General features: G+C 59.2%; 22 protein-coding genes. 4 read left to right on the top strand and 18 right to left on the bottom strand.

Translation table 11 applies throughout. The annotated features are described in order from the left end of the window. Positions 1-19: 19 nt before the first annotated feature. From BUE09_RS11975 to BUE09_RS11960, 4 genes are read right to left on the bottom strand one after another with little or no spacing between them, the layout of a single operon-like run. Positions 20-511: a pilus assembly PilX family protein gene (locus BUE09_RS11975; protein ID WP_083380657.1), complete on the bottom strand. Its 492-nt coding sequence runs from the start codon at positions 509-511 to the stop codon at positions 20-22. A gap of 17 nt (positions 512-528) precedes the next feature. Then, the gene (locus tag BUE09_RS11970) at positions 529-1,572 is read right to left on the bottom strand and encodes a PilW family protein (RefSeq protein ID WP_073301172.1); all 1,044 of its coding nucleotides are present in this window, start codon (positions 1,570-1,572) and stop codon (positions 529-531) included. Next, a complete protein-coding gene (pilV, locus tag BUE09_RS11965; RefSeq protein ID WP_073301171.1) occupies positions 1,569-2,006 on the bottom strand; it encodes a type IV pilus modification protein PilV in 438 nt (145 codons plus the stop codon). The genes BUE09_RS11970 and pilV overlap by 4 nt, the downstream gene beginning before the upstream one ends. Then, positions 1,996-2,565 (bottom strand): GspH/FimT family pseudopilin, encoded by a 570-nt coding sequence (locus BUE09_RS11960; protein WP_083380801.1) that lies wholly within the window; start codon positions 2,563-2,565, stop codon positions 1,996-1,998. Before BUE09_RS11960 ends, pilV begins: the two co-directional genes overlap by 11 nt. A gap of 137 nt (positions 2,566-2,702) precedes the next feature. Between BUE09_RS11960 and BUE09_RS11955 the strand changes: the two genes are divergently transcribed. Continuing rightward, on the top strand, positions 2,703-3,206 hold the full coding sequence (locus BUE09_RS11955; protein WP_073301169.1) for a GspH/FimT family pseudopilin: 504 nt from the start codon (positions 2,703-2,705) through the stop codon (positions 3,204-3,206). A gap of 18 nt (positions 3,207-3,224) precedes the next feature. On the opposite strand, the gene ispH is transcribed toward BUE09_RS11955, so the two are convergent. From ispH to murJ, 6 genes are all read right to left on the bottom strand, one after another. Then, the gene (ispH, locus tag BUE09_RS11950) at positions 3,225-4,169 is read right to left on the bottom strand and encodes a 4-hydroxy-3-methylbut-2-enyl diphosphate reductase (protein WP_073301168.1); all 945 of its coding nucleotides are present in this window, start codon (positions 4,167-4,169) and stop codon (positions 3,225-3,227) included. Positions 4,170-4,408: 239 nt separating this feature from the next. Continuing rightward, positions 4,409-4,846 carry an FKBP-type peptidyl-prolyl cis-trans isomerase gene (locus BUE09_RS11945; RefSeq protein ID WP_073301167.1) on the bottom strand — a complete coding sequence of 146 codons (438 nt, stop codon included), beginning with the start codon at positions 4,844-4,846 and terminating at the stop codon, positions 4,409-4,411. After that, positions 4,839-5,342, bottom strand: coding sequence for a signal peptidase II (lspA, locus tag BUE09_RS11940; protein WP_073301166.1), 504 nt, complete (start codon positions 5,340-5,342; stop codon positions 4,839-4,841). The genes BUE09_RS11945 and lspA overlap by 8 nt, the downstream gene beginning before the upstream one ends. 96 nt (positions 5,343-5,438) lie before the next feature. Next, complete coding sequence (gene ileS, locus BUE09_RS11935) at positions 5,439-8,270, bottom strand: isoleucine--tRNA ligase (protein ID WP_073301165.1); 2,832 nt, start codon at positions 8,268-8,270, stop codon at positions 5,439-5,441. 1 nt (position 8,271) lies between these two features. Continuing rightward, positions 8,272-9,222, bottom strand: coding sequence for a bifunctional riboflavin kinase/FAD synthetase (gene ribF, locus BUE09_RS11930; protein WP_073301164.1), 951 nt, complete (start codon positions 9,220-9,222; stop codon positions 8,272-8,274). Between the two features lie 84 nt (positions 9,223-9,306). Continuing rightward, complete coding sequence (murJ, locus tag BUE09_RS11925) at positions 9,307-10,854, bottom strand: murein biosynthesis integral membrane protein MurJ (protein ID WP_073301163.1); 1,548 nt, start codon at positions 10,852-10,854, stop codon at positions 9,307-9,309. Between the two features lie 217 nt (positions 10,855-11,071). On the opposite strand from murJ, the gene rpsT reads away from it, so the two are divergent. After that, entirely contained in the window at positions 11,072-11,350 is a 279-nt protein-coding gene (gene rpsT / locus BUE09_RS11920) for a 30S ribosomal protein S20 (protein WP_003281567.1), read from the top strand. A 101-nt stretch (positions 11,351-11,451) separates the two neighbouring features. Here rpsT and creA read toward each other — a convergent pair whose 3' ends face one another. From creA to rplU, 5 genes are all read right to left on the bottom strand, one after another. Beyond that, on the bottom strand, positions 11,452-11,910 hold the full coding sequence (gene creA, locus BUE09_RS11915) for a protein CreA (protein ID WP_073301162.1): 459 nt from the start codon (positions 11,908-11,910) through the stop codon (positions 11,452-11,454). A gap of 9 nt (positions 11,911-11,919) precedes the next feature. Next, the gene (gene proB / locus BUE09_RS11910; protein ID WP_073301161.1) at positions 11,920-13,038 is read right to left on the bottom strand and encodes a glutamate 5-kinase; all 1,119 of its coding nucleotides are present in this window, start codon (positions 13,036-13,038) and stop codon (positions 11,920-11,922) included. Positions 13,039-13,143: 105 nt separating this feature from the next. Then, positions 13,144-14,361, bottom strand: a complete 1,218-nt coding sequence (gene cgtA / locus BUE09_RS11905) for an Obg family GTPase CgtA (protein ID WP_073301160.1) — start codon at positions 14,359-14,361, stop codon at positions 13,144-13,146. Between the two features lie 163 nt (positions 14,362-14,524). Next, complete coding sequence (rpmA, locus tag BUE09_RS11900; RefSeq protein WP_019339713.1) at positions 14,525-14,782, bottom strand: 50S ribosomal protein L27; 258 nt, start codon at positions 14,780-14,782, stop codon at positions 14,525-14,527. 35 nt (positions 14,783-14,817) lie between these two features. Further along, the gene (gene rplU / locus BUE09_RS11895) at positions 14,818-15,129 is read right to left on the bottom strand and encodes a 50S ribosomal protein L21 (protein ID WP_019339712.1); all 312 of its coding nucleotides are present in this window, start codon (positions 15,127-15,129) and stop codon (positions 14,818-14,820) included. A 248-nt stretch (positions 15,130-15,377) separates the two neighbouring features. Here rplU and BUE09_RS11890 point away from each other — a divergent pair, with 248 nt between their 5' ends. Together BUE09_RS11890 and BUE09_RS11885 are read left to right on the top strand one after the other, a co-directional pair. Continuing rightward, on the top strand, positions 15,378-16,346 hold the full coding sequence (locus BUE09_RS11890) for a polyprenyl synthetase family protein (protein WP_073301159.1): 969 nt from the start codon (positions 15,378-15,380) through the stop codon (positions 16,344-16,346). A 152-nt stretch (positions 16,347-16,498) separates the two neighbouring features. Continuing rightward, positions 16,499-16,726 carry a PA4570 family protein gene (locus tag BUE09_RS11885; RefSeq protein WP_073301158.1) on the top strand — a complete coding sequence of 76 codons (228 nt, stop codon included), beginning with the start codon at positions 16,499-16,501 and terminating at the stop codon, positions 16,724-16,726. A gap of 11 nt (positions 16,727-16,737) precedes the next feature. On the opposite strand, the gene bamJ is transcribed toward BUE09_RS11885, so the two are convergent. From bamJ to BUE09_RS11870, 3 genes are all read right to left on the bottom strand, one after another. Beyond that, the gene (gene bamJ, locus BUE09_RS11880) at positions 16,738-17,355 is read right to left on the bottom strand and encodes a BamJ family beta-barrel-assembly machinery protein (RefSeq protein WP_073301157.1); all 618 of its coding nucleotides are present in this window, start codon (positions 17,353-17,355) and stop codon (positions 16,738-16,740) included. 130 nt (positions 17,356-17,485) lie between these two features. After that, positions 17,486-17,974, bottom strand: coding sequence for a TIGR00645 family protein (locus tag BUE09_RS11875; protein WP_019339708.1), 489 nt, complete (start codon positions 17,972-17,974; stop codon positions 17,486-17,488). A gap of 170 nt (positions 17,975-18,144) precedes the next feature. Then, positions 18,145-18,480: a PA4575 family protein gene (locus BUE09_RS11870; protein ID WP_073301156.1), complete on the bottom strand. Its 336-nt coding sequence runs from the start codon at positions 18,478-18,480 to the stop codon at positions 18,145-18,147. Positions 18,481-18,501 lie beyond the last annotated feature (21 nt).

Raw genomic sequence — 18,501 nt, 5'->3', positions numbered from 1 at the left:
TTCGCTCCCTGCCAAGCCGTTATCTACGGTAGGTTGATTGCAACACGACGCGAGCGTCGGGGCTGGCCCCGTAGCCACGGCTGGTCACTCGATAGAAAGAGATGGACTCCTCCGGTTCATCCGCGCCCAGGCCGAACATACCTGTCTGGGTGACTTCCTCGATGATGTACTGGGGCTGGCTGTCGACACCGGCAAGGGTGTCGGCCGGCAAAGCGAGCCAGTTGGTGCTGCTGCTCATGGCCCAATCCGGCACGGAGACACTACCGGCCGTAAACAAACCACTGGCATTGGTCTCGAAGGGCCCGACCACGGCACCCTGCAGGTAACGCTCGGCCGTCCGCAGCCCGGCCTCCGCCGCCTGGAAGGCGACTTCGCGGTCGCGGTTGTTACCCGCCATCCGCTCCTGAAGGATCGAATCTTGGATCGAACTGATGCCGATCATGGTTAGCAACAGAAGAAACACGAGGCTGACCAGCAGGGCCGAACCACGCTGAGATTTCGATACACGCATGATTGATCCGACCATGACTAGGGAACCCGGTTGCGCACGGTGACCACGGAGCTGAACACCTGCCTGAGGAATCCATCCGCGGCAACCGCGCTGCCGTTATAGGTGAGAATCTGGCTTGCCTCGCCAGACGCGGGAGCAACGTTCTCCTCGGTGCTGCGCATCAGCAGATTCATCCGGATGCTGACCACGCGCGACCAGTCGGCGACTTCATCGGCGGGCCTGTATTCGTTGGCAGCCCGATTGCCGGAGGTGTCGACACCGTATTCGAGCTGCATATCCTCGACCCCCTCGATGAGCTCCTGCACTTCGGTAGTCGCTCCGCTCCCTGCACGCATCGTCTCTACGTAAAGAGACGGAATGGCGGTGCCATTTGGCGTCGTACGGCCTGTATTGCGAACGAAGAAGACGCTGTATTCGAATGCCAGCACCTCCGCCTCTTCGCCGTACGGCTTACTCAGCCGGTTATCTATATTTAGGTCGTTTGCATGTGCGATATTGATTGTCGAACCGCCGCCATTTGAAACAGTAGTGGCTCGAAAAAGATCGGCAGTCGTGCAGTCGGTGATAAACAGCGCATCGCCGGCATCGAAACCGGGCGCATTGTTGGTCACGTGAATTTGCGCGTTGTCGGCACTCATGTTGCCGGTCAGCGTCACGCCGGTACTGGCCGCACGCCGGATCTCAATCACATCGGTTCCAACCTTGGCGCCCCAGCCATTAACGGCGGCAACCGCATCGTGCCCTTCAATTACGGCCTCCTGGCTAATGTCGAAGTCGAACCCAGCCGGCACATCGGCCGGGTCGATAATGTCATTCACGGTGATGCTGCCCAGATTGCCGCATCCCATATACCCAGCCATACGGATATCGTTCGCCATGTAGCCCACAGCGAATCGGCCGTTCTCCTGTACGCGGGCCATCGCTTCCTGCATCCGGTACGTTGTGCGACTAGTGAGGAATACCTGCATTACGGCGGCGCTGATGATCAGGCCCAGCGCAAGGGCAATCAGCAGCTCTATCAGGCCAATGCCTCGCGAACGGTGAAAGGTAGGTCCACTCATAGCTGCGTCTCGAATACGAACTGCTGGGTTTCGCTTTCGCCGATGCGTCCTTCGCTCCACTGCACCGTAATCGAGATCACGTTGCCGCTGCGCTCGATGGACCCGGACCCGGCCGGAAGCTGGGTACCCAGCGCGGCTTTCCACTGCCGCAGATCAGTTGCAGTGATGTTCGCGCCCGCCGGAGCGGCGTCATTGAGGTCCGTGTCGTATGAGCCACCCCGGGCGTCCGCTCGGTTGGCACGCAGGCGGTCCGACATGTCGTAGGCCAGAAATGTCGCATGGGTGCGAACTCCCGCCGTCTGATTGAACTTCATCGAATTGAGCTGTAGCGCAGCCATGCCCAGAATCCCGATGCCCAGCACCAGCATCGAGATAAGCACTTCGATCAAGCTGAAGCCAGCAGTCCGCCGGGGCAATCCCTTACTAGTTATCATCGTCACAATCCTTGCGAGCGGTGGACACGCGCCCTATATGGTTGATCTGCATGTCCCGTGCGAGCGGGCAGAAGTCGTCGCCCAAGCTGAACTCAAACAGGAGGCCCTGTCCTGGCGGTACGCCCTGCTGCAATCCTTGCGCGGTAAAGCGAAACTGTTCGGAGGCGCTGCCCGGCGTGACGACACCGCCGACAGTTGTATAGCTTTTGCCCTCAAGGGAAACGCCATTTCCACCCAGCGGGCCGAACGCGCGAATCAGCTCTGCTGCCGCATAAATGCCATTACTGTCAGCGTCGTGCCAGACACGCCAACCAGCCTCCCAGTTATCCCCGTCAGTCAACGCGGTTACATAAACGTTGCCGCCGCGCTTGATGGCCTCGCTACGGGCAAGCGCCACCGTTCGGGTAATTTCGGAACTCTGGCTCTGGGCCCGGTAGGATCGCAGCAGATCAGTGAAACCCGGAACAGCAATGCCTAACGCAATTCCTAAAATTGCGATCGCGATCATCAATTCGAGCAGCGTAAATCCTCTCAAGAACTTCATTCCGATATCCTTCATCGAGGGCTTAAGCCTAACCGCCGCCGATCAGCATGACACTCGCAAGGGGACGAGATGGCCTCTCGGGGCGATGGTTGGCAGCTTAGCGGGCCGGCGACATGAATAATTGAGAACAAAATCACACGGCAGGAAGCCATATGAAACAACAGGGATACACGCTTATTGAGTGCATGGTGGCGCTCGTCATTATTTCCGTTGTCCTCGGCCTGGCTGTGCCGAGCTTCAACCAGATGCTGCATAAACAGGCTCTTGATGCGGCCCGGATGAAATTAGTGAGCGCAATAAAGATGACCCGGCAGGAAGCGGTCTATCGCAACCGCGCAGTAACGCTGTTACAACGCAACGGTGACTGGTCCAATGGCTGGACCACGATGGTCGACCTTGATGGCAACGGTACGCTTGACACCACGGACATTGTCATCCGTCAGCAGGCCGGGCCGGAGGGGGACATTGCCCTTAGTGGAAATACGCCAGTTAGCAACTACATCCGCTATACGCCCGACGGCACCGCCCGACTATATAGCGGCGCTTTTCAAGCTGGAACCCTGACGCTTTGTCACGCGACTGGAAACTCGCAGGGCATAAAGCTGGTGCTAAGCAGCGGCGGCCGGCTGCGGCAGGAGCTGACGAACTGCCGCTAAGAAAAAGCGCCAGCTCGGTCACACTGCCTTTAACCGCAACTCTTTGGGCATCGAGAACGTCACGTTCTCGGGCCGGCCATCCAGCTCATCCATACCCGTAGCGCCCCACTCGCGCAGCCGGTCGATCACGCCGCGCACCAACACCTCTGGCGCAGAGGCACCAGCCGTAATACCGACGCGCTCGATGTTCTCAAACCATTGACGCCTGAGGTCTTCGGCGCCATCGATCAGATAAGCCGGCGTATCCATGCGCTCGGCCAGCTCACGAAGACGATTTGAGTTTGAGCTGTTCGGACTACCTACTACCAATACCAAGTCGCACTCAGCCGCAAGCTGCTTGACCGCATCCTGACGATTCTGGGTGGCGTAGCAGATGTCATCTTTACGCGGGCCACCGATACTCGGGAAGCGTGCGCGCAAAGCGTCGATTACACGGCTGGTGTCGTCCATGGAGAGTGTGGTCTGAGTGACGAAAGCCAACGCTTCCGGGTTGCGTACTTGCAATTCAGCAACATCCTTTTCGTCTTCCACCAGGTAGATCGAGCCACCATTGGCAGTGTCGTACTGCCCCATGGTGCCCTCCACTTCGGGATGCCCAGCGTGGCCGATAAGAATGCACTCACGCCCTTCCCGGCTGTACTTGGTCACTTCAAGATGGACCTTGGTCACCAATGGGCAAGTAGCGTCAAATACCTTGAGGCCGCGCCTTTCCCCTTCCATCCGCACAGCTTGGGACACGCCGTGGGCGCTGAAAATCACAATAAAGCCGTCCGGCACCTGATCCAGCTCATCCACGAAAATTGCACCGCGCTCACGCAGGTCCTCTACGACGAACTTGTTGTGCACGACTTCGTGACGCACGTAGATCGGCGGCCCAAATACCTCAAGCGCGCGGTTGACGATCTCGATGGCCCGGTCGACACCGGCACAGAAGCCACGCGGATTGGCGAGTTTGATTTGCATGGGGATTCTCGACGTTCGGGGCGGGTGAGTGGTGAAGTGTAACGCCTGGTCGGCGGCGCGAAGCGAAGCTGGAATCGGCATAAAAACCAGGCTGAAGATAGAGGTAACGCGCTTCGCCAGACTCGTAGCTGGATTGCGCTTTTGCATCCACCATTGCGGCCTGCGGAGGATCGGTGAAGCGTGATCCACCTTACGATTCGGCTCCTACAACAAGCAGCTTACTTACGTGAGCCGGTCACTCAGACCGGCTTCACCTCGAATATTTCCACTTCGAAGGTCAGCGACTTGCCAGCCAGCGGATGATTGAAGTCCACGGTTACCTGACGATCATCGAAAGTCTTGACCACCCCAGGCAGCTCTGACTTGGCAGCATCGTTGAAGATCACCAGCAGCCCTTCGGACAACTCCATGCCTTCAAATTGGTTGCGCGGCATGGTTTGCACGTTCTGCTGGTTGTGCTGACCGAAGCCCTGCTCCGGCGCGATCTGGAAGGTGCGCTTGTCGCCGGCCTTAAGCCCGAACAACTGCTGCTCGAAGCCTGGGAGCAAGTTACCGTCGCCCACTTTAAAAGTAGCCGGCTGTTTATCGAAAGTCGTGTCGACCTGTTCGCCATTTTCCATACTGAGCGCGAAATGCAGAGTCACCTGCATGTCCGGCCCGATGCGTTGTTCAGTCATTTACCGTTTCTCCCGTTTTACTGCTACGGAACATGTCCAGCGCCAGCATCACAGCGCCGATGGTGATGGCGCTGTCGGCAATGTTGAACGCCGGGAAATACCAGCGGTTCTGCCAATGCACCAGGATGAAATCGACTACGTGCCCAAGCATCACGCGATCATAAAGATTACCGAGCGCGCCGCCGAGAACCAGTGCCAAGGCGACGGCGAGACAGGTCTCGCCAGGCTTCAGGCGCTTCAACCAGACCACCAACACCACACTGACACCCATGGCGATCAGGGCAAACAGCCAACGCTGCCAGCCGGAATGATCGGCGAGGAAGCTGAAGGCCGCGCCGGTGTTGTAGGCCAGCGTCCAGGCGAAGTAGTCGGGTATGACGTCAACCTTCTGATACAGGCTGAAATTGGCTTCGAAGTAGTGCTTGGTGGCCTGATCCAGCACAACGACCAAGATGCTGAGCCATAACCAGGTCAGCTTACCAAGGCGGGATGTCATGCTGCCTCCCCAGCAAAGTGCATCACGCTGCACTCACGTGATAGAGGCCAACGGTGGGCTGAAGCCCACCCTACAATGGCCACTGAGCGCAGCTCGTCACGCATAGTGGCGGACCTCGCCGGCGCCTTCGATGTTTTCAACGCAGCGGCCGCAGATTTCCGGGTGCTCCGCGTGGGTACCGACGTCAGGCAGGTGGTGCCAGCAACGGCCGCACTTGGCGTGACTGGTTTTGCTGATCTGCAGCTTGAGACCAGAAAGCTCGCTCTGTACGGCCTCAGCCGGCGCTGCGGTGAGAGGCGCTACCGTCACCGCCGAGGTGATCAGCACGAAGCGCAGCTCGCTGCCCAACTTGGCCAGATCGGCCACCAGTGTGTCTTCGGCGTAGAGCACCACTTCGGCTTGCAGATTACCGCCAATTGTCTTCGCGGCACGCTGGGCTTCCAGCTCCTTGTTCACCGCGGCCTTGACCGCCATGACCTTATCCCAAAACTCGCGGCCCAGCTCGACGTCAGCAGGCAGCTCAGCTAACCCCTCGTACCAGGTATTGAACATCACCGATTCGTTGCGCTCGCCCGGCAGGTACTGCCAGATTTCATCAGCCGTGAACGACAGAATCGGGGCAATCCAACGCACCAGTGCTTCGGCGATGTGGTACAGCGCGGTCTGACATGAACGCCGCGGCAGGCTGTCGGCACCAGTGGTGTACTGACGGTCCTTGATGATGTCGAGGTAGAAACCGCCCAGTTCCTGAACACAGAAGTTATGCACTTTCTGGTAGACGTTCCAAAACTTGTAGGTCGCATACGCTTCTTCGATTTCCCGCTGCAACAACAGAGCACGATCGATGGCCCAGCGGTCGAGCGCGATCAGCTGATCGGCCGGAACCTGGTGCTGCGCCGGGTCGAAACCGTCTAGGTTCGAAAGCAGGAAACGCGCGGTGTTGCGAATGCGGCGATAGGAATCTGCGCTGCGTTGCAGGATGACTTTGGAAACCGCCATCTCGCCGGAATAATCGGTCGACGCGACCCACAGGCGCAGGATGTCTGCACCCAGGCTGTCAGTGACCTCCTGTGGCGCGACGACGTTGCCGAGCGACTTGGACATCTTGCGGCCGTTCTCATCGACCACGAAGCCGTGTGTCAGCAAGCCCTTGTAGGGTGCGTGACCGTCGATAGCGGAACCGGTCAGCAGTGAGGAGTGAAACCAGCCGCGGTGCTGGTCGGAACCTTCCAGGTACAAGTCAGCGCGCGGGCCCTGCTCGTGGCCCATCGGATGCGAGCCGCGCATGACGTGCCAGTGAGTAGTGCCGGAATCGAACCAGACGTCCAGGGTGTCACTGATCTTTTCGTACTGCGCGGCTTCGTCACCCAGCAACTCGGCCGCGTCCAGCTTGGACCAGGCCTCGATGCCGCCGTGCTCCACTCGCTGTGCCACTGCTTCCATCAACTCGACCGTACGAGGATGCAGCTCGCCGCTTTCCTTGTGCAGGAAGAACGGGATCGGCACACCCCAAGTGCGTTGGCGCGAAATGCACCAGTCCGGACGCCCTGCGATCATGCCGTGCAGTCGTGCCTGGCCCCATGCGGGAACGAACTCAGTCTGCTCGATAGCATCCAGCGCGCGACGACGCAGCGAGCTGCCGTCGTGAGCGACTTTGTCCATGCCCACGAACCACTGCGCAGTGGCGCGGTAGATCAGTGGCGTCTTGTGCCGCCAGCAGTGCATGTAGCTGTGCTGGATCGGCTCGTGCTTAAGCAGCGCGCCGACTTCACGCAGCTTCTCGACGATTGCAGGATTAGCCTTCCAGATGAACTGGCCGCCGAAGAACGGCAAGTCCGATACGTAGACGCCGTGGCTCTGAACCGGACTGAGAATGTCGTCATTCTCCATGCCGTAATGCTTACAGGAGCGGAAGTCGTCTTCACCGTAGGCGGGCGACGAGTGAACGATGCCGGTGCCGGCGCCGGTTTCCACGTAGTCGGCCAGATAGACCGGTGCGAAACGCTCGTAAAACGGATGGCGGAAGCGGATGAGCTCCAGCGCCTTGCCCTCGCAGCGGGCGATGATCTCGCCCTGCAGTTCGTAGCGCTGCAGGCAGGACTCGACTAGCTCCTCGGCGAGCACGAGCAGCCGGTCACCCGTATCGACCAGCGCGTAGACGAAATCGGGATGGACGTTGAGCGCTTGGTTGGCAGGAATGGTCCAGGGGGTGGTGGTCCAGATGACGATGCTGGCCGGCTTGCTCAGCGCAGCGACGCCAAAGGCTGCCGCCAGCTTGTCAGCATCTTCGACCTCAAAGGAGACGTCGATGGCGTCGGACTTCTTCTCCTGGTACTCGACTTCCGCTTCAGCCAACGCCGAGCCGCAATCGAAACACCAGTTCACCGGCTTGAGGCCCTTGAAGACGAAACCGCCCTCGACCATCTTCGCCAGCGCACGGATCTCACCGGCTTCGTTGGCAAAATCCATGGTGCGGTAAGGGTTGTCCCATTCGCCGAGCACGCCGAGGCGGATGAAATCAGCCTTCTGCCCTTCGATCTGCTCGGCGGCATAGGCGCGGCAACGTTCGCGGGTCAGATCGGCAGGCTGGTTCTTGCCATAGGTGATCTCGACTTTGTGCTCGATCGGCAAGCCATGACAATCCCAGCCCGGCACGTAGGGCGCATCGAAACCGGCTAGGGTTTTGGAACGGACGATGAAGTCCTTGATGACCTTGTTCACAGCATGACCGATATGAATGCTGCCGTTGGCGTACGGCGGGCCGTCATGCAGGACGAACTTCTGGCGACCCTCGCCAATCTGCCGCAGCTTTCCGTAGAGGTCGATGCTGTTCCAGCGCTGCAGGGTCTCCGGCTCGCGCTGTGGCAGACCGGCCTTCATCGGAAATGCCGTGGACGGCAGATTGAGGGTCGCTTTGTAATCGGTCATGTCAGTCCTGACTCGTGGTAATGGGTGAAGCCCGCCAGTATTCGCGAGCCGCAGCAATATCTGCTTCGATTGCCGTCTTGAGCGCCTCCAGCGAGGCAAAGCGCTGCTCGTCACGCAGCTTGCGGTGAAACGTCACGCGCAGCAGGCGACCATAGAGGTCGCCTTGATAATTGAGCAAGTGCACTTCCAGATGTGGTCGCCCGTCGCTTTCAACCGAAGGCCGCATGCCAATATTGGCGACCGCGGGCTGGACGATGCCATCGACCTCCGTGCTCACCATGAATACTCCGCTAACCGGCGTATTCTTGCGCTTGAGCTGGATGTTGGCGGTCGGCGCGCCTAATTGCCGGCCCAGCGCCTGTCCATGCATGACACGGCCGGTAATGTTGAACGGCCGACCGAGCAGCTTCTGCGCCAGCTCCAGATTGCCATCGGCAAGCACCTGGCGCAGCCGCGTACTACTTACGCGCGCACCGGCAACTTCGATCGTAGCGGCGGCCTCAACGGTAAAGCCTTCGGCAGCGCCCGCTTTCAACAAAAAATTGAAATCGCCGGCACGGTCACAACCGAAACGGAAGTCATCGCCGACCTCCAGGTGCCGGACGCCAAGGCCATCGACCAGCGTCGCGTGAACGAACTCCGCAGCACTCAGCTCCCGCAAACGACGGTTGAATGCAAGGCACAGCACCAGATCGACGCCCTGCTCATCCAGCAACCGCAGCTTTTCACGCAGGCGGGTCAACCGTGCGGGCGCCTTGTCCGGCGCAAAGTACTCGCGCGGTTGTGGCTCGAAAATCACCACGCAGCTAGGCAAGCCGAGCTCGGCGGCACGCTCGCGCAAGCGCGCCAGGATGGCTTGATGCCCCCGGTGGACCCCGTCGAAATTGCCGATGGTGGCGACACAACCCCGATGCCGGGGTCGTAGGTTATGAAGACCTCGAACCAGCTGCATACCGCACTTCTTGCTTGAAAAGTCGTCGATTATACGCATGAGCCAGCAGTCGCGGACAGGTTTGCCATCCGCCTAGCGTGCGGATCAATGACGTAGATGTCGCGGTCGCAAGCCGAGCACTACCAGGCCCGCCGCGAAAGCGCCCAATCCCGCTACGACGAGCAGCCCTAGCTGCAGCGCGCGCTGCTGCCAACCCCAGGCGAACCATTCGACCGACGGCGCGTTGAGCCACCAGACCACCGCCGCCATGGCAGCGCAGCCCCCAGCCAGCCGCAGCAGGAAAGCCCCCCAACCCGGGGTAAACCGGAACACGCCCGTTTTATATAGCCCCCAGAACAGCAGCCCAGCATTGAGCATCGACGACAGCGAGGTGGCCAATGCCAGCCCGACATGCTGGAGCGGCCAGATAAGCATCAGGTTCAGCGCCATGTTGGCGATCATGCAGATGATGGCGACGCGCACGGGCGTCTTCAGGTCCTGGCGTGCGAAGAAACCTGGCGCCAGCACCTTGATCAACATGAACGCCAGCACCCCTAGCGAATAGGCCTCCAATGCATTGGCCGACTGCACCACGGCCTCCTCACTCATCGCACCATAAAAAAACAGACTGGCGATCAACGGTTCAGCCAGGATCCCCAGCGCGAGCGCAGCTGGAATCCCCACTAGCAATACCATTCGCAGCGCCCAATTGAGGGTGTTGGAAAAGGCCTTGGGATCCTCGCCAGCGTGCTGACGTGAAAGGCTCGGTAGAATCACCGTGCCGATGGCTATGCCGAAGGCGCCGAGCGGCAACTCGGAAAGGCGGTCTGCGTAATAGAGCCAGGACACACTACCGGTCTGAAGAAACGAGGCGAGCACCGTATCGAGCAAGAGGTTGATCTGACTGACCGACACACCGAACAAAGCCGGAACCATCAGCAGCATGATTCGTCGCACGCCCTGGTCTCCGACCTTCACCCGGGGCCGTGGCAACAATCCCAGCTTGGCGACGTATGGAAGTTGAAAAGCCAACTGGGCGAAGCCGGCTATGAACACGCCCCAAGCCAGCGCCATGATCGGCTGATCAAAATAGGGTGTGAGAAACACCGCCGAGGTAATCATGCACACGTTGAGCAGCACCGGCGTGAAGCCTGGCACCGCGAAATGTCCATAGGTGTTGAGTACGCCAGAAGTGAATGCCGTGAGGGAAATCAGCAGCAGATAAGGAAAGGTGATGCGCAGCAACTCGCCGGCCAACTGCATCTTCGCTGGGTCATCATGAAAGCCAGGCGCGAAGAGCATGACCACATAAGGCGAAGCCAACACCCCGACCGCAGTAATACCAGTCAGGATCAACCCAAGCATGCCAGCCGTGCGATCGACCAGCAGCTTGACCTCCGTAAGGGACCGCTTGGCCCGATATTCCGACAACACCGGAACGAAAGCCTGCGCAAACGCGCCTTCCGCAAACAGACGGCGCAAAAAATTGGGAATCTTGAACGCTATGAAGAAAGCATCGGCAGCGGCGCCAGAGCCGAAGTAGCTGGCTACCACCATATCGCGTATCATACCCAGCACCCGGGATAGCAGCGTCATCACGCTGACTACCGCACTGGACCGCAGCAATCCACCTTTGCCGGATGTATCGGACATTTGTCTTCCTAGAGTTGCAGCAGGAGGGTTCCGGCCAAGCACTGAGCATCGACTCGATGGCCAGTTACGACAGTGAAAGAGGTCGCGAGTTTAGCGACCCCCCTCCTGTCCGGCCAGTGTCTCGATTAGTTCAATCGGGGTTGACAAGGGCCCGCCGCATCGGCATGATTCGCGGCCTTATTTGCTTTGTAATCCCACGTTTTCGAGGAGTTCGACGGTGGCCAACAGCCCTTCCGCCAAAAAACGCGCAATTCAGGCTGAGAAGCGTCGCAGCCACAACGCCAGCTTGCGCTCCATGGTTCGTACCTACATCAAGAATGTGGTCAAAGCCATCGACGCAAAAGATCTGGATAAAGCTCGTACTGCTTATACCGCAGCCGTGCCCGTAATCGACCGTATGGCCGACAAAGGCATCATCCACAAGAACAAAGCAGCCCGGCATAAAAGCCGCCTGAACGGCCACATCAAGGCCCTCGGCGAAGCTGCTGCAGCCTAAGCTGTACGCTCTTGTGAAAAAACCGGCCTTGAGCCGGTTTTTTTATGCCTACGATTCGATACCGAGCCCATCGGCCAACATCGAGCTCAACCACATACCGCTTATGGCTGAGCCCAAGGGAGTATCGGAATCGCGGTAACCGCGTTTTGCGGACTCCCTTCGATAACCCGATCGCTGTACACCAGATAGACCAATGTATTGCGCGCCTCATCGAAAAAGCGGACTACCTGCATGGTTTTAAATACCAGAGATGTCCGCTCCTTGAAGACTACCTCGCCATCCTTGAGTTTTTCACTCAGTCGGATGGGCCCGACCTGCCTGCAGGCGATCGACGCCTCGGCGCGGTCTTCAGCCAGACCGAGCCCACCTTTTATACCGCCGGTCTTTGCTCGCGACAGATAACAGGTCACACCCTCGACCTCGGGGTCATCAAACGCTTCGACAACAATCTTGTGATTGGGGCCGAGCCACTTGAAGACCGTGTCAACTTCGCCCACTTCGCGCGCCATGCCAACCATCGGCCACGCCAGCAACACCATTAACGCCTTTGCCAGCCGCATCAACCCCCCTCAGACCAGGATCATGTTGTCGCGATGAATCAGCTCCGGCTCATCAACATAGCCGAGCAGTTTCTCGATTTCGTCGGATGGACGCCCAAGGACTCGCTGCGTTTCGGCCACACTGTAATTGACCAGACCGCGGGCAACTTCACGGCCATCCAGGCCAACACACACCACCATTTCCCCACGCCGAAAGCCACCCTGCGCCGCCTTGACCCCCACCGGCAGCAAGCTGCGATTACCCTGCTTCAAGGCATGCACCGCACCATCATCAAGAACGACCGTACCACGCGTTTGCAGATGCCCCGCCAGCCATTGCTTTCGCGCCGCGTGGCGATTCTGCTCAGGAGCCAACAGGGTGCCGAGCGACTCACCCGACTTCAGACGCGCCAACACCCGCTCGATTCGACCACCGATGATGACCGTATAGGCACCAGAGCGCGCCGCCAGACGCGCCGCGCGCAACTTGGTCTGCATACCGCCCCGCCCAAGCGCGCCACCCGTGCCACCAGCTACCGCATCCAATGCCGGGTCGTCGGCGCGAGCCTCACTGATCAAATTTGCATCGGGATTATTGCGCGGATCGGCATCGAACATGCCGTCGCGGTCGGTAAGGATGACCAGCAGGTCCGCCTCGACCAGGTTTGCCACCAGCGCAGCGAGCGTATCGTTGTCACCGAAGCGGATCTCATCAGTGACGACGGTGTCGTTTTCATTGATGACCGGCACCACACCCAGATCGATCAGCGTGCGAAGCGTGCTGCGCGCATTGAGATAACGCTTGCGATCGGAGAGGTCATCATGGGTTACGAGGATCTGCGCGGTCTGCTGCTCACGGCGCGCAAAGCTGGATTCCCAAGCCCGTATCAGCCCCATCTGCCCAACTGCTGCTGCAGCCTGCAACTCATGGACGGCCTTTGGCCTGGCGGCCCAACCGAGACGACTCATACCAGCAGCGACAGCGCCAGACGACACCAGCACCAGCTCGACGCCCGCCTCGCGCAGCGCCACCATCTGATCGACCCAGACAGCCATTGCGTCCTGGTCCAAGCCGCGACCATCAGCGGTCAGTAAGGCACTGCCAATTTTCACCACCCAGCGCCGTGCGCCGCTCACCTTGTCCCGCATCGATCCTGTCTTCCAATCGGTACCCGGCCAAACCATGGCGGGCGGCAGACAAGCCAGCCCGCAACCATTCGCTAGCGACGCTCGCAACGAAGCGAGCATGCACCATCAACGCACGTAGAAAATCTCGGCACCACCCTCATCGTCGTCGTCATCATCGAAGTCGTCTTCATCAGCCTCCTCGACAGATTTCACACCTGCACGACGCAAGGCCCGCTGATCATCCAACTCCTGCAGACGAGCACGCGCCTCGTCCTCAATCTGCTGATCCAACTCGGCAAGCGCCTCTGCATAAGCCGGCTCCTCGGCGATACGCACGAGCCGCTCATCGAGGTAGCGCATGATGGCCTGGCTCAACGCCTCCGTACCCTCGCGCTCAAGCGCAGAGATGACGAATACAGGACCGTCCCATTCAAGACGCTCGACCACCTGCCGAACCCGCTCGTCACGGTCTTCCTCGAGCAGCTGGTCAGCCTTGTTCAATACCAGCCAACGATCACGCTGCGCCAAAGCCGGGCTGAATTTTTCCAGCTCACTCACAATCACCTCAGCCGCATCGGCCGGATCACTTTCATCCAGCGGCGCCATGTCCACCAGATGCAACAACAGCCGTGTCCGCGCAAGGTGCTTGAGGAAGCGAATACCCAGCCCTGCGCCTTCCGAAGCACCTTCAATCAGACCCGGAATATCAGCCACCACGAAGCTTTTGTAGCGACCAACACTGACCACCCCAAGGTTCGGCACCAGCGTGGTAAACGGATAATCTGCAACCTTCGGCTTGGCGGCCGACACCGAGCGAATGAATGTACTCTTGCCAGCATTGGGCAAGCCCAACAACCCGACATCTGCCAACACCTTCAGCTCAAGCTTCAGGTCACGCGCATCGCCTGGCTTGCCGGGCGTGGTCTGGCGGGGCGCACGGTTGGTACTAGACTTGAAGCGGGTATTGCCCAGACCGTGCCAGCCACCCTGCGCCACCAGCAGGCGCTGCCCCGCCTTGGTCAGGTCGCCAATGACGTCTTGGGTTGCCGCATCAATGACCGTTGTGCCGACCGGCACCGGCAGGACAAGGTCGTCACCCTTGGCGCCAGTACATTCGGTACTGCCACCTTTCTGACCATTGGGCGCATTGAAGCGGCGGGTGTAGCGGTAGTCGACGAGCGTATTGAGGTTCTCGTCTGCCACCAGGTAAACGGAGCCACCATCCCCCCCGTCGCCACCATTGGGGCCGCCTTTCTCAATGAACTTCTCACGCCGGAAGCTCATCATGCCGTTACCGCCGTCACCGGCCTTTACAAAAATCGATACTTCATCGACGAATTTCATGGGAACGCCTCCCGCCGCAAGGACGGGCTAGAAAACAGGAACATAAGGGTCTTGCAAAACCCAGCGATAGTTAGAGCACAGCAGCGTTTTGCAAGAGCCCTACAGAGGATACAGAAACAAAAAAGCCCCGTCGCATGACAGGGCTTTTCCAGCAACGCCGCGATTAGGCCGCGACGACGCTCACGTAGCGACGACCAAACTGGCCCTTCACTTCGAATTTGATCACGCCTTCGACTTTCGCGAACAGGGTGTGATCCTTGCCCATGCCAACGCCGTAACCGGCGTGGAACTGGGTGCCGCGCTGACGCACGATGATGTTACCGGCCTTGATGACTTGGCCGCCATACATCTTCACGCCAAGGCGTTTGGCTTCTGAGTCGCGACCGTTGCGGGTAGAACCGCCAGCTTTTTTGTGTGCCATGAGTTCAATACTCCTATAAGGGGATTCAGGCCCGATTAGCCCTGAATGCCGGTGATTTTGACCTCAGTGAACCACTGACGGTGGCCCTGACGCTTCATGTGGTGCTTACGACGGCGGAATTTTATGATGGTGACCTTGTCGTGACGGCCCTGAGCGATCACTTCAGCAGTGACCTTGGCACCATCGACCACCGGAGCGCCGATCTTTACATCGTCGCCGTTGCCAACCAGCAGAACGCGGTCAAAAGTGACAGCTTCGCCAGTGGCAACTTCGAGTTTTTCAATCTTGAGGTATTCGCCTTCGGCGACCTTGTATTGCTTGCCGCCGGTAACGATAACTGCGTACATCTGTGTATCTCCGTTGATCCTGCTCACCCAGCGCTTAAGTGAAATAATTAGTGGCTGGCATGGCTGCTCGGGGCCGGAAGGGACGCCCTTGCAATTGCGTAAGGCAGGGAAATGCCCAGGGGGAAAGTTCAGGGTCCGCGATTGTACGCATCCACCTGACCCTGCGCAATAGCCGCCGGGCCTTGCCTTGACACTGCAGGACCCGCCCCATAGCATGCCGCGCAATCTCCGAGGAGTACTCGTCCCCGATGCAACCCCAGGCCTTTTACCAAGTAGTGGCGGAAGATTTCGCCGCTGTTGACGTCATCATCCGCAACCAGTTGACGTCCCGCGTACCGCTGGTGGAAAAGATCGGGGATTACATTACCTCGGCCGGCGGCAAACGCCTGCGTCCTCTGCTGGTCCTGCTCAGCGGTAATGCGCTGGGACTGAAGGGTGAGCAGCTGCGCCTGCTAGCTGCGATCATCGAATTCCTGCATACCTCGACACTGCTTCACGACGACGTCGTCGACATGTCCGGCATGCGCCGTGGCCGCTCAACCGCCAACGCCCTGTGGGGCAATGCGCCCAGCGTGCTGGTCGGTGACTTCCTCTATGCACGCTCTTTCGAAATGATGGTCGAACTGGGCTCGATGGACGTCATGCAAATCATCTCGCAGGCCACCCGCGTAATTGCCGAAGGCGAAGTCCTGCAGCTGTCCAAGGTGCGCGACGCCAGCACCACCGAAGAAATCTACATGGAGGTCATCCGCGGCAAGACCGCCATGCTCTTCGAAGCCTCCACGCATAGCGCAGCCACCCTGGCGGGCGCTAGCCTGGAACAGCGCGAGGCGCTGCGAACCTTCGGCGACTACCTCGGCATTGCATTCCAACTGGTCGATGATCTGCTCGACTATCAGGGCGATGTCGAAGCGCTGGGCAAGAATGTCGGCGACGACCTGGCCGAAGGCAAGCCGACGCTGCCGCTGATCTACACGATGCGCGAAGGCACAGCAGAACAGGCTGCCCTGGTGCGCCAGGCCATTCAGAAAGGTGGCATCGAGAATCTGGAAAGCATCCGTAGCGCGGTAGAAGCAGCCGGCGCATTGGACTACACGGCGCGCCTGGCACGCAGCTATGCCGATCGCGCCATTGCCTGCCTCGAACTGATTCCCGCCAACAGTTATCGCGACGCGCTGGTCGAGTTGAGCCGTTTCGCTGTCGCTCGCACCCACTGAGCCCGGCACAGTGAGGGGTGCACTTGGGCATCCTTCACCCCTCCTCCGCGGCAACCCACTTTACGCATCAGCAATCACTTCCGGGAATCTTTGCGCTTGCATATTTGCAAATAACAATTATTCTCATTAAAGATGATTATTTGGAGGTGCATATGACTTATCTGATAGATGCCTGGTTGGACCGTCCGCAACCTTACCTGCGAATACTCGACCGGAGCACCGGCGCGGTGTGCATTAGTTTAGAGGGAGACGCCCTGGACGAGCTTCGCGACCAGGGCGATCTGGACCTGCAGGAGCTGAGCACCAGTGAACCCTGTGTCCTCAAAGAACAGGTGCGGAGCCTGTTTCTGTTCTCCTACGCGCGGGCGTTGCGCCCGTAACGACAGTAGCCTTACAGAACAGCCAGCAACTCGACGTCGAACACCAGCACGCTGTGTGGCGGGATACTACCGACGCCTTGCGCGCCGTAAGCCAGCTCGCTTGGTACATATAGACGCCATTTGCTGCCCACGCCCATCAACTGCAGCGCTTCGGTCCAGCCAGCGATTACGCCGCCTACCGGAAACTCGGCCGGCTGGCCACGCTGGTAGGAGCTGTCGAACACTGTGCCATCGATCAGGGTGCCATGATAATGGGTACGCACCTGATCCTCAGCGCTGGGCTTGTCGCCCTCGCCAGCGGTCAGCACTTCGTATTGCAGACCCGATGGCAGGGTTGTCACGCCGCCACGCTGACCGTTCTTGGCGAGAAACGCCTTGCCTTCGCCGGCCGCGGCCTCAGCCTTTTGCTGCGCCTCGGCCTGCATCCGTTCGCGAATGACCGCAAAGCTGGCGTTGAGCTCTTCAGGGCCAACCTGGCTAGCTGAACCCGAAAAGGCATCACGAATACCTGCAATCACAGCATCCAGGCTGATTCCTGGGGGCGGATTCTCACGCAGCTGATCACCCAGCTGACGGCCGATCCCGTAGCTCACGCGCGTTTCGTCGGTTGATAGATTCAGGTCAGTCATGCATCGGCTCCGCTGGAAAAAAGGCCGCACAGCCTAGCACAGCGTTCAGCGACGCCCACCCAAGACCGTTCTATTGAACAGCGTGGAAGGCGTAAGAAGCCGGCTGCAGCACAGCACAGCACGAACCACATTAGTGCTTGGTGAGCTTATCCAGATAGCCCATAGCGAAGGCCGAAAAGACGAACGTCAGATGGATGATCACGTACCACATCAGCTGCTCGCTCTCGAGCTGTTGTGCGTCCATGAACATGCGCAGCAGATGGATCGACGAAATCGCCACAATCGAGGCAGCGACCTTCATCTTCAATGAGCCGGAATCCATCTTCCCGAGCCAGTCGAGCTTTTCCTTGCCCTCATCCACATTCAGTTGCGAAACGAAATTCTCGTAGCCAGACAGCATCACCATCACCAGCAAACCACCCACCAGCGCCATATCGATCAGCGAGAGCAGCTTGAGGATCAGATCGCCTTCGCTGAGAGAAAGCACGGCAGGAAGGATGTGCCAGATCTCTTGGAAGAACTTGATCGCCAACGCCAGCAGGGCGAAGGCCAGGCCGAAGTAAATAGGCGCCAACAGCCAACGGGCAGCGTACATGGTGTTTTCGATCAAGCGTTCCATCTGTTCTCACTAGGCAGGACGGGTTCGGCAGGCGAGTATACGCAGCGTTGCGGAGTGTTCAATGCGACGCTATGGCGGCATGTTCACTGTGGATAAAAATCTGCAAAGCACTCTTCAAGCGCCAAACAAGCGCCAGTACCGGGCCGCGCTGACACATTCGGCCGGTGCGCTCAGGACTTTACGCCCCATCCACTGAGATAGCGCGACTGGTTTGCGTTGACCTTGCGTAGTTCCGCAAGCATGTGCAGTTGCCAGATCGATGGCGATTCCGATACGGCATAGCCCTGTCCATAGAGATTTTCGGCAATTGCCTTCAGCACCGATTCGGCCTCGCGAGGCCCATGGAATGGGCCTTGCGCCTTGATCGCAGTAGGTTGTCCGGCATCGATTCCTGCCGCGCAGAGCAACGTCCACAAACCATTGCCGCCGGACAGTGGCCGGATGATGCATTCGATGCGGGTTACCAGCCCCAGGCACTGGCGGTTCAAACAGAGTGTTTGCGACATGACGGCGATCCTCGCGCTCGG

The sequence above is a fragment of the Stutzerimonas xanthomarina DSM 18231 genome (assembly GCF_900129835.1).
GTDB lineage: Bacteria > Pseudomonadota > Gammaproteobacteria > Pseudomonadales > Pseudomonadaceae > Stutzerimonas > Stutzerimonas xanthomarina.
Note: the sequence above shows the minus strand (reverse complement) of the source record. Positions and strands in the feature narration are given on the sequence as shown.